Source organism: Haloarcula sp. HT12, assembly GCF_055271655.1.
In genome coordinates, this window is record NZ_JBUXKW010000002.1 from 163331 (window position 1) to 176430 (window position 13100).

The following is a 13100-nucleotide window of genomic DNA, read 5'->3' on the forward strand; positions in this document are numbered from 1 at the left end:
TATATACTGAAACAGAGTTCTCAGAATACTTACTAATCAACGGCGGCTACGAACAGGTACACGATGCACGACACGCCACACGTTATCGGTATCAGCGGAAGTCTGCGTGACGACAGCGGAACCAGGATCGCCGTCCAGCGTGCCCTCGATGCGGCAGCGGGGGCTGGCGCGACGACTGAGCACATCGACCTCCGGGCGTGGGATCTCCCGCTGTTCGACCCCGATGCAGCTGACACGCAGGCGGGAGACGGCCCGGAACTGGCCGCCCGAGTCCGGGCGGCCGACGCCCTCGTTCTCGGGACCCCGATGTACCACGGCACCATCGCCTCGCCGCTGAAGACGGCCCTCGACTACTGCAGTATCGACGACGTCGAGGGGATGACCGTCGGCCTCCTCGCAGTGGCCGGCGGCGGGTTCCCCACGCCGGCGCTCCGGCACCTCCGGGCATCAGTGCTGGAACTGAAGGGATGGCCGCTCCCCGACGACGTCGCCATCCCCGACTCGTGGGCCGCCTTCGAGGACGGACACATCGCCGACGAGGACATCGCCGAACGCGTCGAAAAGTTGGGAATGGACGTCGTCGCGTACGCAGGCGTCGCGGACCGGCCCGGCGCGACGACCCAACCGGAACCGACGACGACTGGCTGAGTTTACTCGAACCAGTCGACGAAACTGCCGTCCAGCAGCGTCTCCTCCTGGTGGCGAATGTAGGTGGCCTGCATCCCCCAGATCGCTTCGGCAAGCGGGACGTTCTCCTCGACGCGGCGGCGGACGTAGTCGTGTTTCCAGCGCGCGGGCGTCAGCCGGCGGTCGACGCGCTCGCGCAGCGGTCGGATGTAGCTGTGGGCCTCCTCCGCCGAGAGGCCACGCTGTTCGAGGCCCTCCCGGGCGTGCTCGAACAGTTCGCCGTATATCTCCTCGGTGCTGGTCGTCGTCGCCCCGTCGGCGGTGATCCACTCGATTTTCGCTCGGAGGCCGTTCCGCGCGGCGGTGTAGAAGTTCCGCTCTGCCGTCTCCCAGTCCAGCGACCGGATGGGGTGTTCGAGCTGTGGCAGGCTCTCCATCAGCCCGGCGAAGACGGCCGCGAAGCCGATGGCGTCGTCGACGGTCGGCTGTGCGGCCAGCGGGCGGAACTCGATGCGGGCGTTGGCCGCCGACCGCGTCGCCCCCTCGAACACCGGCCTGATCCACCGCCAGTACGAGCCGTGTTTGTGCCGGAAGTGAACGAAGTCGTCGTCGAAACGGGTCCCTGGCTGCAGATCGACCGGGACGATAGTGTCGTCCGCAACGATGTCGTCGATAGCCTCCTCGACGGTGTCGAAATCCGGTGGGAAGCAGACTTTCGGCGGCGTCGGGTCGCCGTCGGGCGGATTGAGCACCGACTCGAAGACGCCGATGCGGTTCTCCATGTGCGCCCCGGCGACGATCTCCGGGTCGGGCGCATCGTCGTACAGGTCCGGCGGGAAAAACGGGGAGTTGACGCCAAGCGCTAGCAACGGCGCGGCGATACGGAGCGCGTAGCTGAAATACTCCGGCAGGTCTGGCGCGTGAGGGATCTGGTAGTGGGGCTGAATCGAGGTGATGAGCGACTCCGGCATCACCGTCTCGGCCTGCAGCGAGGCGTGTGGCGCGTCGATTTCGAACGCCGAGGGGTAGTCCGTGTTGGCCATCGTGTGATAGCGGACGGAGTCCGACATGTTCGTCCCGATGCGGACGCCGCTCTGTTCGACGCAGTCACAGAGGTACTCCCGGGCCGTCTCGCCCGCGGGTGGAACAGTCCACATCCCGTCGGAGACGAGGCGGATACCCTCGTTGCGCACCCGTTGCTGGGCCGGCATCAGCGACGCCTTCAGCTCGTTGCGCTGGGCCGCCAGCCCGTGGGTGTTCAGCGGCTGCGGGCTCGTCTGCATCTCCGCGTTGTGCAGCCCGAGTTCCTTCTCGAATCCGATGAGTTCGAGCAACTGGCGGGGGACCCGCTGGAGCGCGTCAGTCTGGTCGTCGACGGCATACAGCTCCAGTTCCATGCCGACGATGGCTTCCGTGTTGTCGAAGGTGCCGTCACGAACCGCGGACTTGAGCGCTTCGGCCTCCTCGCGAGCCCTGTCGTTGAACGCCTCGGTGTCCACCGTGAGCGCCTCGGCCACCCGGTCTGCCAGTTCCGAAGCCGACATATCACCGGGTTTGCAGTCACGGGTGTTAAGCGTGCCCCAGAGAGGCCGGGCCCGAGGTCTGCCCACTCACGGCAGCTTGCCGACGTCGTTACCCCACTTCGCCGAGAGAACAGCGAACGAAGTCTAATGCGGAAGGCGTCGAGAGTAAGCCATATATTTTGGCTGAAGAAAGGAATATGTGTGTCCGATTCGTTGATAGAGATATGGCAGACGGTGCTCACCGTGACGGCCCGCCGCCGTTCGATAGACCCTTCCAAGACGAAGACACGAAGCAACGGGTCTACAGCGCGGTGCTACACGCCCGACAGCCGATGACGGTCGCCGAAATCGCCACGCGAGCGGACTGCTCCGAAGAGTCCGCGCGGTCACACCTCTCATTCTATGCCGAGCTGGGAATCGTCATCCGGCACGACGGTCGCCCGGTCAGATACGAGCGAAACGACGACTACTTCGAATGGCGGCGGACGAACGAACTGGCACAGGAAAACACTGTCGACGAATTACAGGCCCGCGTCTCAGAGCTAACGGACAGGATCGAGCGCTACCGTGATGAGTACGGTCGCGACTCGCCCGCTGCAGTCAATGTCCTCGAATTCGATGCGGAGCAGGTCGACGACGTGTACGTCGATCTCGGTGACTGGGCCACTGCTATCGAGGAACGCCGTCTTTACGAGCGCGCCCGGCAGAAAGCAACCGGCTCAGCGGCCCCGTCACACGGCTGACGATGGTCCCCGTAGACGACGGCGCAAGCCCCGCGCCAATCGACCGCTCGGTGTTGGATCAAATGCGGTCTCGGTTCGTCGGGCGCCGGATGTTCGATTCAGCGGAGATCATCACGGAAGAGAAACTGTGTCTCCGCGTCGAACTCTCCAGCGACTATTACCCGGCGGAAACGTCGACTCGGCTGGAGATTCGCTGGTACCGCAACGACGACTTCAACGTTCACTATCAGGAAGCGCGGCGAGAAAGTGTCTGGAAGTGTCGGTGGGATCGACATCCGAACAGCCACAACTCACGCGGACACTTTCATCCGCCGCCGGATGCCAGTCGTACAACCGCAGAGGATGCGCAGTGGCCGGACGATCATCGAGACGTGTGTCGCCTCGTCATTGATTACGTTGTGGACCGCATCGAGACACTGTGGGAGCGACGGTAAGTAGACGAATTCGGTCACTCGCTCCCGCCCTCGCCGAGAGAACAGTGAGCAAATACTCACAGCAGCTCACCCACGTCGCTCACTCCCGCCCTCGCCGAGAGAACAGTGAGCAGATACTCACAGCAGCTCGTCGACGTCGCTCACTCCCGCCCTCGCCGAGAGAGCGATTCGCACACCGCTCACAGCAGCTCGCCGACATCGCTCATCGTCTCCCCTAACGGGTCCCGTTCCTCGGTCGTAAGCGCCCCCTCCACCGCATCGCGGGCCGCCGGCAGCGGCTCGTGGGTCTCGATGTACGCCGCCAGGGCAAACTCCTGCTCGGTCACGCCGGCCAGTGCGATAGCGTCGCTGCGGGAGAGCTCCCCGGCAAGCCAATCGGCGACCAGCTCACGGCCCTGCGGACCGACCGGCGACACGTGCTCGCCGACGAGATGGAGCGTCTTGGCGGCGGTCACGGGCGCAATCCCGGCAGCGCGGCCCGCGTCGCCGACGCTCCTGCCGGCCGCGTAGGCCTCGACGACGGTCGCCGCCGTCGCCGCCGAACACGGGAGCTCGTCGGCGACCGGAGCCAGCCGCTCCGAGAGGGACGCGTCCGTCTCGTCGACAGCGGCGACGCCGCGGTCACGCTGGCGGGTCGTGACCTCGACACCGGCAGCGATATCCGACAATGCCATTAAAATATTCTTTCCGTATCTGGAATTTAATACTGTCGGTATCTCGATACGCACCATGGTCTGATCGAACCGTAACCTACCGATAACCGGTAGGTGAATTCGCCGGAAATCGCCCGTAAACCCGGCTCTGCATCGTCTTTTTAACCCTCCGTCCGGGCGTAGGTCGAAACATGAGCACGACGGTGACGCAATGTCCGGAGTGTAACGGGTCGATCAAACAGCAGGGCGTCGAATCGGTCTGTGGCAACTGTGGGCTGGTCGTCGGCGAGGACGCCATCGACCCCGGCCCGGAGTGGCGGTCGTTCGACGACGAAGACAACAATCGAGCACGCACCGGCGCGCCGTTGACGCGGTCGCGTCACGACCGCGGTCTCTCGACGAAGATCGGTCGATCGACGCGGCTGAAAGGGCGCAAGCGCCGACAGTTCGCCCGCCTCCGCCGCGAGCACAACCGCGCACAGATCAGCTCGAAACGCGAGCGAAACAAGGTGTACGCCTTCACCGAGATCCGGCGTATCATCAGTTCGATGGCGCTCTCGGACGCCATCCGGGACCGAGCGTGCGTGCTGTTCGAATCCGCACAGAACGAGGACCTGCTGCAGGGACGAACGCTGGAGGGGTTCGCGGCCGCAGCCATCTACGCGACCTGCCGGACCGAAGGCGTCGCCCGAACCGTCGACGAACTCTGTACCGTCGCCAAAGCGAATCAGTCGGAGCTTCGCGCGGCCTACGACGCCCTGAACAGGGAACTCGGGCTGCCGACCGGTCCGATAGATCCGCGGGAGTACGTGCCCCGGTTCGCGACGACGCTCGATCTGCCGACCGCGGTCCGCCAGCGCGCAGAGCGACTCGTCGACGAGGCACAGGACCGTGGCCTGGTCAGTGGACGCAATCCGGCCGGCGTCGCGGCAGCGTGTCTGTACACCGCGGCCCAGGAACAGGACGTCGCGCTCACGCAGGCCGAAGCGGCGGAGACGGCGGACGTGACGCCGGTCACGCTCCGCGGGACCTACACCGAGCTACAGGAGTAAACGGCGTCGGCGAGCGATTCGAGCGAGTGCCGCGCTGACACGTTCGGTGCTGTTTCTCGAAGCGGTTGTCCGTGCGCCTGTGCCGTCGCCAGCGGTTCGCTCTCCGGGACAGCGACGGCTGGCGCCCCGAACCGGTCCGCGACGGCCCCTGTCGCGGGGTTCGGACCAGCGCGGTTGAGGACGACCCGACAGAGGCCGGCGTCGAGTTCACGGGCCAGTGCCCGGACCCGGAGCGCGTCGGCGAGGGCTGCGCTCTCCGGCGTCGTCACGAGTATCGCGGCGTCGGCGGCCGAGAGGGGCAGACCGACATCGGCGTGCAGGCCGGCCGGCGAGTCGACGATGACCCAGCGATAGGTCCGCTCCAGCGCGGCGAACACGTCCGTGAGGCCCTGCAAGTCGGCGCTGCGAGCGCCGGCCAGCGTGCGCCCGCAGGGAACGACCGTCACGGGGCCGTCTTCGCGGATCGCTTCGTGCGGGTCGGCACGGTCGGCGAGAACGTCGTGCAGATCGGGGCCGCGGCTGGACGGGAGGTCCGCCATCCCGAGGTCGCCGTCGACGACGACGCTCCCAGCGTTCACTTTCGAGCGCGGGGCCTCGCTGTCGGGCCGTTCGCGCGCGTCGAGTTCCGCCGCGAGATTGTACGCGATGGTCGACTTGCCGACGCCGCCCTTGCCACCGGTGACTGCCAGAATCATGCGAGGCGGGACAGCGTCTCGGTCGGCACCGTGGCGGCCGCCCGTCGGTCAGCGAGCCGCTCGGCCCGCCGTGCCAGCGCCCGAAGCATCTGTTCGTCCGCATCGCCGCGTGCGGCGACCCGCCGGACCCCCGTCAAGCCGTCCGTCGCGCGAACCGCAGCCGTTGCCGCCGACAGCGAATCCGCCTCGGCCAGCCGCTCGGCACGGTCGACGCGCCGAGCAACCGCTTCGAGCCACTGCGAGACAGTATCGGGGAGTTGCTGGGCCGACCGCTGCCCTGACCTGATTCGCGACTCGGCTGGCGATTGGACAGCGGGTCTCCGTGGTTCCGTCCCCTGTTCGACCGCGGATGCGCCCGACCGGCGGCTCGGAGAATCGGCCGCCCGTGCCGGTTCGGGTGTCGGCACGGCGTCAGCAGGCGGCGACGGGTCGCCGAGTTCTCGGAGCACAGCGTCGGCAGAGTCGAACCGCTCGTCCGCTACGGTACTATCCGCGGGCTCGGCACTCACCAGCTCTGCCGGCTTGTCGCCCGGTGCAGCCGGCGTCGCGTAACCGAGCGCGTGTACACCCGGGCCGACAACGCCCTCGAACCCGTCCTCGGTCCAGCCGGCCTCGGGAACACCCTGCCGTCTCGGCGGCCAGAGGGGGCCATCGAGACAGTTCCGGACGGTGATCCGAGTCGGTTCGGCGATGTCGCCGACGGTCGCCGTGACGAGGGTCACGTCGTCGACTCGCTCGGCGCGACAGTCGAAGCTAACCATAGGAGTGGTGGCCCGGCCTTCCGATTTAAAACTCAGTAGCGGACGACTGGCGCATCGAGCCAGTCCGCGGCAGCCGCTGGCGTCCCGAACCGATTCGTTCCGAGGACGACCGGTGCGGGCGTTCGAGCTATCCGAAGCACGGCCAGGGCGGCTGTCACGGGATCGGCGTCGAACGGGTCGTCGGGAACCGGCCCCGGAGCCGCTTCGACCGCCCGAGCGAACGCACCGGAGAGCCGGTCGACGAGGGTTGCCCGAGCGCGCCGCCGGCGGTTCGCCAGTTCGTCGGCAAGCCGTCGCTGTTCCTCCAGCGTGTCCCGGTAGGCGCGTGCCCGCTCCCGGCGGAGTTCGCGGGTCTCTCTGGCGGCAGTCCGGCGCGTCTCCCGTTCGCTCAGTTCCGCCGCCGCATCCCGGAGCTCGGTTCGTACTGCTCCGTCGTCCGCACCGACCGCCTGTCGAGCGGTGAGCCGGCCGCGATGGGTGGCTACCGTTTCCTGCAGGCCGTCGATAGTCGCATCCGGGACCGGATCCACAGGCTCCGGGAGGTCCGGCGGCGGGCAGTCAAGTTCGGACAGTCGCTCCCGACAGTCGGCGATAGCCCCGTCCTGGGGCGTCGCGTGGCCCTGTGATCGGGCGGCGGCCGCGAGCGCAGTCCGCGTTCGCAACCCCATCGACGGGTGGACGTGTCCGGCGTAGGCGTACACGGACGACGGCTCCGGACAGGAAACGGCCGGGAGACATCGCTGGCCGCGGATGCTCTCGGCGAGAGCCCTGCCGCCGATATCTCTCGCCCTGAGGTCGACGACCGCACCCGTGTACGTGGTTCCAGCGACGCGGAGCTTCACAGGTCGACGCCTCGGAGTTGGTCCGGGTCCGGGAGGTCACGGCCCGACGCGAACCGCTCGTAGGGCGTCGCCGGTTCCTCGCGTGCCTCGTACCGTTTGGCTGCCTCGCGGACGTGATCGGGGACATCCGCCGGCTCGAACGGCTCGACGTGCTCGATCTGAACGTCAAGCCCGTGTTTCTCGTGGAGCCGGAGCGCCTGGAAGGCCCCGAACTCGGTTCCGGAGACCAGCGCTGCTCTCCCGAACTGTCGAACGACGCAGTCTTCGTGGGCACGACAGACGTTCCGCAGGTCTCTGCGTGCCGCCCGGGAGTAGGTGACGACGAGTAGCACTGGCTGGACATTGGTATTATTACTATAAAATTTTACTGAATTGAATTTTATCTGGCATGAATATATACAGTAATGCAGGCGGAAAATAGCGGCAACGGCCGGACACGAGACTCGCCACTGCAGACACGTGTCGGAGCGGGAACCGAGAACAACTACCGATGCTGGAAAGACCTATTCGACGGGTGAGACGGTGAATTCGCCAGCGTCCGAGACGAGATCCCGCACCCGGTCGCGGGCCGCCGTTTCGGACGGCGCGAGGACGACGAGGCCATCCACGGCAGCCCCGCCGCTGGCCCGATAGGCCTGCAGGTCGCCCTCGAACTCGGTCGCGTAGGTCCGGAGCGTCCCGCGGACGTCCCGTTCGAGATCAGCCAGCGACCGCGACCCGGCCTCGAACTCGGCCAGCGCTTCCTCGATGTTGCGCAGTGCGGAGATCCGATCCATATCAGGTCGTTCGGAGGTGATCGGTACGGGGCTCGTACACCTCGCCTTTCTGTTTCAGCTTGTCGATCTCGTGTTCGGCCTTGGACTCGTCGATGCCGACCTCCTCGGCGCGTTCGATGACCACGTCGGCGGGCGCGCCCTCGTCGTACTCGTCCTCGATGTCCGAGATTATGCCCTTGATGTTCTGGATGCGGTCGCGCTGGGTCTTCGACTGCCCCGTCTCGACCACGTCGGCGTCGAACTCGCCGGTCTCGGGGTCGACACCGATCTCCTTCAGGCAGTAGTGCGCGATGTCGACCGCGCGGTCGGCGTCGGCCTCGTCGACGGTGTCCGAGAGGCGAATCCGGGCGGACGCCTCGGCCAGCCTGACCAGCGCCTCCAGCTTTCGGGCCGTGACGGGTACCGGCGCGTCCTCGTCCTGTCCTTTCATCCGCAGGTCGACGTAGAAGTCCTCGATGCGACTTTTCGCTTCCTCGGTCATCGTCGGGAAGCAGTTTCGCTTGGCGTAGGCGACGTACTTCCGGAGGAGGTCCGGCTCGATGGTCGGTGCGACCTCCTCGGTGACCGTGCCGACCTCCTCCTCGCTGAAGTTCGAAGTGGGGTTCTCCGTCCGGTGGGTGTGGAGCTCGCCGGCGTAGTTGGTCTGGATGATGTGCTCGGCGAGGTTGCGGTCTTTCTCCTCGTCGGGCTTGTCCGTCACGGTGAAGATGAGGTCAAAGCGGGAGATGAGCGCCGGTTCGAGGTCGATCTGCTCCCCGATAGGCTCGTACTGGTCGAAGCGCCCGTACTTGGGGTTGGCCGCGCCCAGCAGCGAACAGCGGGATTTGAGTGTTGCGTTGATTCCCGCCTTGGAAACGCTGATACGCTGCTGTTCCAGCGCCTCGTGCATCGCGGAGCGGTCTTCCGGGCTCATCTTGTCCAGTTCGTCGATGGCGGCGATGCCCTGGTCCGCGAGCACGAGCGCGCCCGCCTCCAGCGTCCACTGCTGGCCGTCGCCGAAGTCGTCGCGAACGGCGGCCGCTGTAAGCCCCGCGCTCGAAGACCCCTTCCCGGAGGTGTAGACAGAGCGTGGTGCGATATTCTCGATATATGATAACATCTGAGATTTCCCGGTTCCCGGGTCCCCTATCAGCAACATATGGAGGTCACCACGTATTCGCGATCCGTCAGGAAGCTCCTTGGTCACCCCCGAGAAGAGCTGGAGCATCATCGCGAGCTTCTCCTTCTCGTAGCCGTAGATAGAGGGCGCAATAGCGCCGACCATCTTGTCGTAGATGTCGGCTTCGTTGGAGAGTTCGACGATCTCCTTCTTGTCGGCGTCGGTGATCTCCATGTCCTCGAACTGCTCGTCCTCGATTTCGACGCTGACGCCCTCCATGTAGATGTCGAACATCGGGGACTTCTCGTTGTCGTTGCCCCGCTGGTCGAGTTTGAGGATCCCGGTCACGCGGACGTGGTCGCCGGCAGTGACGTGGCCCGTGATATCGTCCTCGATGTTGATGTCGATGGACTGGGGCGTCTCCCCGCCACGCAGCCCCTCGGGGGACTCCTGCACCCGGAGCTTCTGGGCGTCGATGAACTGGGACTGGTCGGTGTTGAGCCGGAACGGCCCCTGCCGTTCACAGCCCTGGCAGTCGTGGGGTTCCTGGAAATCGCCGGCGGTCTGGGGGATGCGCGTGAGCGTCCCACAGCGCTGGCACTCGAAGGCCGCCTCGATAACCTTCGGGCGCACGTCGGTCGCCTTCCGGATTATGCCTCTGACGGCAACGAGGTTCCCGTGGTGTTCGTGTCGCAGGTCACGGATGTCCTCCGAGTCAGGGAGGTTCCGGACGCGGACGTGGGCCTGTCCGAGCGAGACATCGACCGGGAGGTCGTACAGCCGAAGGGCCTCCTCGGCGTACTCCTGAATCTGTTCGGGCTTCGTGCGGTAGTCGTCGGCCAGATCCGGGTCGAAGCGATAGAGGTCGTCCCAGTCGATGTACAGCGACTTCTGGTCGTTGGGGTATTTCTGGGCGAGCTCACCGATCTCGTTGCGATAGTAGTTACGGTAGAACTCCTCGAAGCGGTCGATGAGTTCGGTGTTCTCGGCGGTCGCCATTTGAGTGGACAGTGGTTATGCCCACTGGCCTAAGAAGGTTCGCAAACCGGGGTGGAACTGAAACGATGCGCTCGGGGGCTGCCCCCTCGCTGGTGTCTCCTCCGGCACACCCCTATCCCGCCGCCGAGTCGTCGAGCCCAGCCACCTCGGGACGACGGCGGGACAATGTTTTCGTGTCCACTCCGCGTCTGTCGAACCAATGCCACACGGAACACCCAACCTGTCACCACGTCAGCGGCTCGTCGCACGGGGCTGGCATTACCTCGGGTACACCGTCTTCTTCCTCCTGCTGTACGGTGGTATCCGTGTCTCACTCGGGCGGTTCCCGGAGTGGCTGCTGTTCGGCGTGCTTGTTGTATCACTGCTCAAAGACGTGTACGACGAATTCCGACTCAGACGGGGGCGCCAGCCGTTCGCCTACGCCGGTATCGAACACGCCCCGTCGAACGCGGTTCTCATCGGCTTCCTCCTGTCGGGATTCGTTGACCCCACTGGCACCGTGCTGGGTGTCCCGGCCCGAGAGGTGGCGCTGTGGCTGGCCGTCGTTGACCTGGTTTTCGACCTCTCGCAGGACATGCGGGCCTGATAGTGATTATTGCGAGTCAGTACCACATCGACCGCACGACAGCGTGCGGTCGGAGCGGCAAACAATCGCAATAATCACTATGATATACACCGGGTGCGGACCGCCTGCCGACCCTCGTTCCCGCGGGCGCGTCGGCTCGCGGAGACTTTCCGGAAGGAGATCGACGGCAGAAGCGGGAAAAGGCCGCTTCCAGTGTCGCGGGTATGGGATCGCCCAGATTTGAACTAGGGGCGCGGGCACCCAAGGCCCGAAGGTTACCAAGCTACCCCACGATCCCGTACCCACCAATCGACCCGACAGCGAGTAAAGGGTTTCGTTGCGAGACGGCCGTGTCACGCGGGAGCGAGGCCCCAGAAGTACGCGATGCCGAGCGTCGTCACGACGGCGAAGACGGCCTGTAGCGGCGCACCGACCTTCAGGTAGTCAGTGAAGCGGTAGCCGCCGGGACCGTAGACGAGGAGGTTCGTCTGGTAGCCGACCGGCGTCATGAACGCCGTCGAGGCGGCGAAGGTGACGGCGAGGACGAACGCGAATGGATTGGCGTTCAGTTGCTGGGCGGTCTCGATGGCGACGGGGATCATCAGGACGACGGAGGCGTTGTTCGAGATGATGTTCGTCAGCAGCGCTGTCACGAGATACATCAGCCCGAGAACCACTGCGAGGCCGCCCCCGGCGGTGAGGACGCTGCCGGCACCCATGACGAACAGTTCCGCGAGCAGATCAGCGCCGCCGGTCTCCTGGAGCGCGATGCCAAGCGGGATGACGCCCGCAAGCAGGAAAATGACGTCCCACTGGACCGCGTCGTACAGTTCCTGCGGGCGGAGACAGCCGGTGAGGACCATCGCGAGCGCGCCGCCCAGCGCCGAGATGACGATGTGGATCGGGGTCAACGCCGCGACGCCGACGACGGCAGCGACGACACCAACCGCGACGGGGATCTTCGACCGGCGGAAATCCGGCCGCTGAACCTCTTGGGCGACGATGAAGTCGTTGTTGAGGTTGAGCCGCTCGATGCTCTCGGGGGTGGCCTGCACCAGGAGCGTATCGCCGATGCGGAGTTTGACGTGGTCCATCCGCTGGCGGTACAGTTCCTGGCCGTGGCGAAGCGCCAGCACGGTCGCGTCGTAGCGCTGGCGGAAGTTCGAGGAGACGAGCGTCTCGCCGATGAGCGAGGACCCTGGAGCGACGACGACCTCGACCAGGTTCTTTCGCTCACTGGCAGTTTCGAGTTCGGCCTCGTCGACCTCGACCTCCGGGATCATATCGAGTCCTTCGGCGTCGAGGAGGTCGACGAGCGTGTCACGGTCCGTCCGAACGGCGAAGACGTCGCCACCCTGAATGGCCTTCTGGCCGAGCGGTTCGAGGAAGGTCCGCCCGCCCCGAACCAGTTGAACGACATCGACGTCGAACTCGGAGGTCGAGAGGGCACCCCCGACCGTCCGACCGATAAGCGGGGAGTCCTCCCGGACGACGACTTCGGTGAGGTACTCACCCATCTCGAATTCCTCAGTGAGGTCCTCTTCGGCCGGGATACGCGACGGAACCAGATAGCGACCGACGGTGAGGAGATAGATCGTCCCGACGATGGTGACGATGATCCCGAGTTGGGTGAACTCGAACATGCTGAACGGGCGGCCGATCAGTTCGGCCGAGAGCTGCGAGGCGAGGATGTTCGTCGAGGTACCAATGAGCGTCAGCATCCCGCCGAACATCGAGGCGTAGGACAGCGGCAGGAGGAGTTTCGACGGCGAGAGCTTGCCCTTGTGCGCGATGTCGGTGACCATCGGCAGGAGAATGGCGACGGCGGCGGTGTTGTTGATGAACCCGGAGATGGGCGCGACCAGTCCGACGGTCGCACTGAGCTGTTTCGTTTCGCTGTCCCCAGTCAGCGAGGCGATTTTCGCGCCGAGAATCTGGACGATGCCGGTCCGCTGGACGCCGTCCGAGAGGATGAACATCGCAAGCACCGTGATCGTCGCCGTCGAGGCGAAGCCCGAGAGCCCGCGATCCAGCGGCGAAATCCCGTCGCCAGCCTGGTGTAACACGTACACCGGCTCGGCGAGCAGGCCGACATCGGCCGCGAGCGTCGTCACCGGTTCGGCCAGCATCAGCGCGACCATGACGCCGATAGCGGTCACGTCAACGGGCAGCGCCTCCGTCGCAAACAGCACCAGCGCGGCGACGATGACGGCGAACACGAACAACATCCCCGGCGTGACAGGTGGCAGCGACACGTCTGGCACCTGCGCAGCCAGTGACAAAAGGATGTGTCGTTTGCGAGCGGGGGCGTCCCGGACGGCCGAACCGGCG

The 13100-nt window shown here is 65.6% G+C and carries 14 protein-coding genes and 1 tRNA gene; 5 read left to right on the forward strand and 10 right to left on the reverse strand.

Translation table 11 applies throughout. The features are described 5' to 3' along the window. The first annotated feature begins 63 nt into the window (after nt 1-63). Nucleotides 64-648, forward strand: coding sequence for an NADPH-dependent FMN reductase (locus ACY9XZ_RS05985; protein WP_463456148.1), 585 nt, complete (start codon nt 64-66; stop codon nt 646-648). 2 nt (nt 649-650) lie between these two features. On the opposite strand, the gene ACY9XZ_RS05990 is transcribed toward ACY9XZ_RS05985, so the two are convergent. After that, complete coding sequence (locus tag ACY9XZ_RS05990) at nt 651-2171, reverse strand: hypothetical protein (protein ID WP_463456149.1); 1521 nt, start codon at nt 2169-2171, stop codon at nt 651-653. A gap of 203 nt (nt 2172-2374) precedes the next feature. On the opposite strand from ACY9XZ_RS05990, the gene ACY9XZ_RS05995 reads away from it, so the two are divergent. Then, nucleotides 2375-2893 carry a DUF7342 family protein gene (locus ACY9XZ_RS05995; protein ID WP_463456150.1) on the forward strand — a complete coding sequence of 173 codons (519 nt, stop codon included), beginning with the start codon at nt 2375-2377 and terminating at the stop codon, nt 2891-2893. Nucleotides 2894-2982: 89 nt separating this feature from the next. Beyond that, on the forward strand, nt 2983-3327 hold the full coding sequence (locus ACY9XZ_RS06000) for a hypothetical protein (RefSeq protein WP_463456829.1): 345 nt from the start codon (nt 2983-2985) through the stop codon (nt 3325-3327). 179 nt (nt 3328-3506) lie between these two features. On the opposite strand, the gene ACY9XZ_RS06005 is transcribed toward ACY9XZ_RS06000, so the two are convergent. Next, nucleotides 3507-4001, reverse strand: a complete 495-nt coding sequence (locus ACY9XZ_RS06005; RefSeq protein ID WP_463456151.1) for a DUF7858 family protein — start codon at nt 3999-4001, stop codon at nt 3507-3509. Between the two features lie 170 nt (nt 4002-4171). Here ACY9XZ_RS06005 and ACY9XZ_RS06010 point away from each other — a divergent pair, with 170 nt between their 5' ends. Further along, a complete protein-coding gene (locus ACY9XZ_RS06010; RefSeq protein WP_463456152.1) occupies nt 4172-5032 on the forward strand; it encodes a transcription initiation factor IIB in 861 nt (286 codons plus the stop codon). On the opposite strand, the gene ACY9XZ_RS06015 is transcribed toward ACY9XZ_RS06010, so the two are convergent. From ACY9XZ_RS06015 to ACY9XZ_RS06040, 6 genes are all read right to left on the reverse strand, one after another. Continuing rightward, entirely contained in the window at nt 5011-5727 is a 717-nt protein-coding gene (locus tag ACY9XZ_RS06015) for a MinD/ParA family ATP-binding protein (protein WP_463456153.1), read from the reverse strand. The two genes, ACY9XZ_RS06010 and ACY9XZ_RS06015, sit on opposite strands and share 22 nt — an antisense overlap. Next, complete coding sequence (locus tag ACY9XZ_RS06020) at nt 5724-6488, reverse strand: DUF7857 domain-containing protein (RefSeq protein ID WP_463456154.1); 765 nt, start codon at nt 6486-6488, stop codon at nt 5724-5726. Before ACY9XZ_RS06020 ends, ACY9XZ_RS06015 begins: the two co-directional genes overlap by 4 nt. A gap of 32 nt (nt 6489-6520) precedes the next feature. Then, a complete protein-coding gene (locus tag ACY9XZ_RS06025) occupies nt 6521-7330 on the reverse strand; it encodes a DUF7856 family protein (RefSeq protein ID WP_463456155.1) in 810 nt (269 codons plus the stop codon). After that, nucleotides 7327-7662 carry a DUF7855 family protein gene (locus tag ACY9XZ_RS06030; RefSeq protein ID WP_463456156.1) on the reverse strand — a complete coding sequence of 112 codons (336 nt, stop codon included), beginning with the start codon at nt 7660-7662 and terminating at the stop codon, nt 7327-7329. The genes ACY9XZ_RS06025 and ACY9XZ_RS06030 overlap by 4 nt, the downstream gene beginning before the upstream one ends. Before the next feature lie 171 nt (nt 7663-7833). Beyond that, complete coding sequence (locus tag ACY9XZ_RS06035; protein WP_463456157.1) at nt 7834-8106, reverse strand: DUF7854 family protein; 273 nt, start codon at nt 8104-8106, stop codon at nt 7834-7836. A gap of 1 nt (nt 8107) precedes the next feature. Continuing rightward, nucleotides 8108-10204 (reverse strand): minichromosome maintenance protein MCM, encoded by a 2097-nt coding sequence (locus ACY9XZ_RS06040; protein ID WP_463456158.1) that lies wholly within the window; start codon nt 10202-10204, stop codon nt 8108-8110. A gap of 199 nt (nt 10205-10403) precedes the next feature. Here ACY9XZ_RS06040 and ACY9XZ_RS06045 point away from each other — a divergent pair, with 199 nt between their 5' ends. Further along, nucleotides 10404-10790, forward strand: a complete 387-nt coding sequence (locus ACY9XZ_RS06045) for a hypothetical protein (protein WP_463456159.1) — start codon at nt 10404-10406, stop codon at nt 10788-10790. A gap of 204 nt (nt 10791-10994) precedes the next feature. Here ACY9XZ_RS06045 and ACY9XZ_RS06050 read toward each other — a convergent pair. Both ACY9XZ_RS06050 and ACY9XZ_RS06055 read right to left on the reverse strand, forming a co-directional pair. Continuing rightward, nucleotides 10995-11067: transfer RNA gene (locus tag ACY9XZ_RS06050), tRNA-Pro, on the reverse strand. Between the two features lie 55 nt (nt 11068-11122). Continuing rightward, nucleotides 11123-12997, reverse strand: coding sequence for an SLC13 family permease (locus tag ACY9XZ_RS06055; RefSeq protein WP_463456830.1), 1875 nt, complete (start codon nt 12995-12997; stop codon nt 11123-11125). Between the last annotated feature and the right edge of the window lie 103 nt (nt 12998-13100).

Excerpts from the sequence above, each read along its gene's own strand:
- ACY9XZ_RS05985 (WP_463456148.1), top strand. The coding sequence starts at position 64 with ATGCACGACACGCCACACGTTATCGGTATCAGCGGAAGTCTGCGTGAC.
- ACY9XZ_RS06010 (WP_463456152.1), top strand. The coding sequence starts at position 4,172 with ATGAGCACGACGGTGACGCAATGTCCGGAGTGTAACGGGTCGATCAAA.
- ACY9XZ_RS06000 (WP_463456829.1), top strand. The coding sequence starts at position 2,983 with ATGTTCGATTCAGCGGAGATCATCACGGAAGAGAAACTGTGTCTCCGC.
- ACY9XZ_RS06055 (WP_463456830.1), bottom strand. The coding sequence starts at position 12,997 with ATGTTGTTCGTGTTCGCCGTCATCGTCGCCGCGCTGGTGCTGTTTGCG.
- ACY9XZ_RS06045 (WP_463456159.1), top strand. The coding sequence starts at position 10,404 with ATGCCACACGGAACACCCAACCTGTCACCACGTCAGCGGCTCGTCGCA.
- ACY9XZ_RS06040 (WP_463456158.1), bottom strand. The coding sequence starts at position 10,204 with ATGGCGACCGCCGAGAACACCGAACTCATCGACCGCTTCGAGGAGTTC.
- ACY9XZ_RS06005 (WP_463456151.1), bottom strand. The coding sequence starts at position 4,001 with ATGGCATTGTCGGATATCGCTGCCGGTGTCGAGGTCACGACCCGCCAG.
- ACY9XZ_RS05995 (WP_463456150.1), top strand. The coding sequence starts at position 2,375 with ATGGCAGACGGTGCTCACCGTGACGGCCCGCCGCCGTTCGATAGACCC.
- ACY9XZ_RS06015 (WP_463456153.1), bottom strand. The coding sequence starts at position 5,727 with ATGATTCTGGCAGTCACCGGTGGCAAGGGCGGCGTCGGCAAGTCGACC.
- ACY9XZ_RS05990 (WP_463456149.1), bottom strand. The coding sequence starts at position 2,171 with ATGTCGGCTTCGGAACTGGCAGACCGGGTGGCCGAGGCGCTCACGGTG.
- ACY9XZ_RS06020 (WP_463456154.1), bottom strand. The coding sequence starts at position 6,488 with ATGGTTAGCTTCGACTGTCGCGCCGAGCGAGTCGACGACGTGACCCTC.
- ACY9XZ_RS06035 (WP_463456157.1), bottom strand. The coding sequence starts at position 8,106 with ATGGATCGGATCTCCGCACTGCGCAACATCGAGGAAGCGCTGGCCGAG.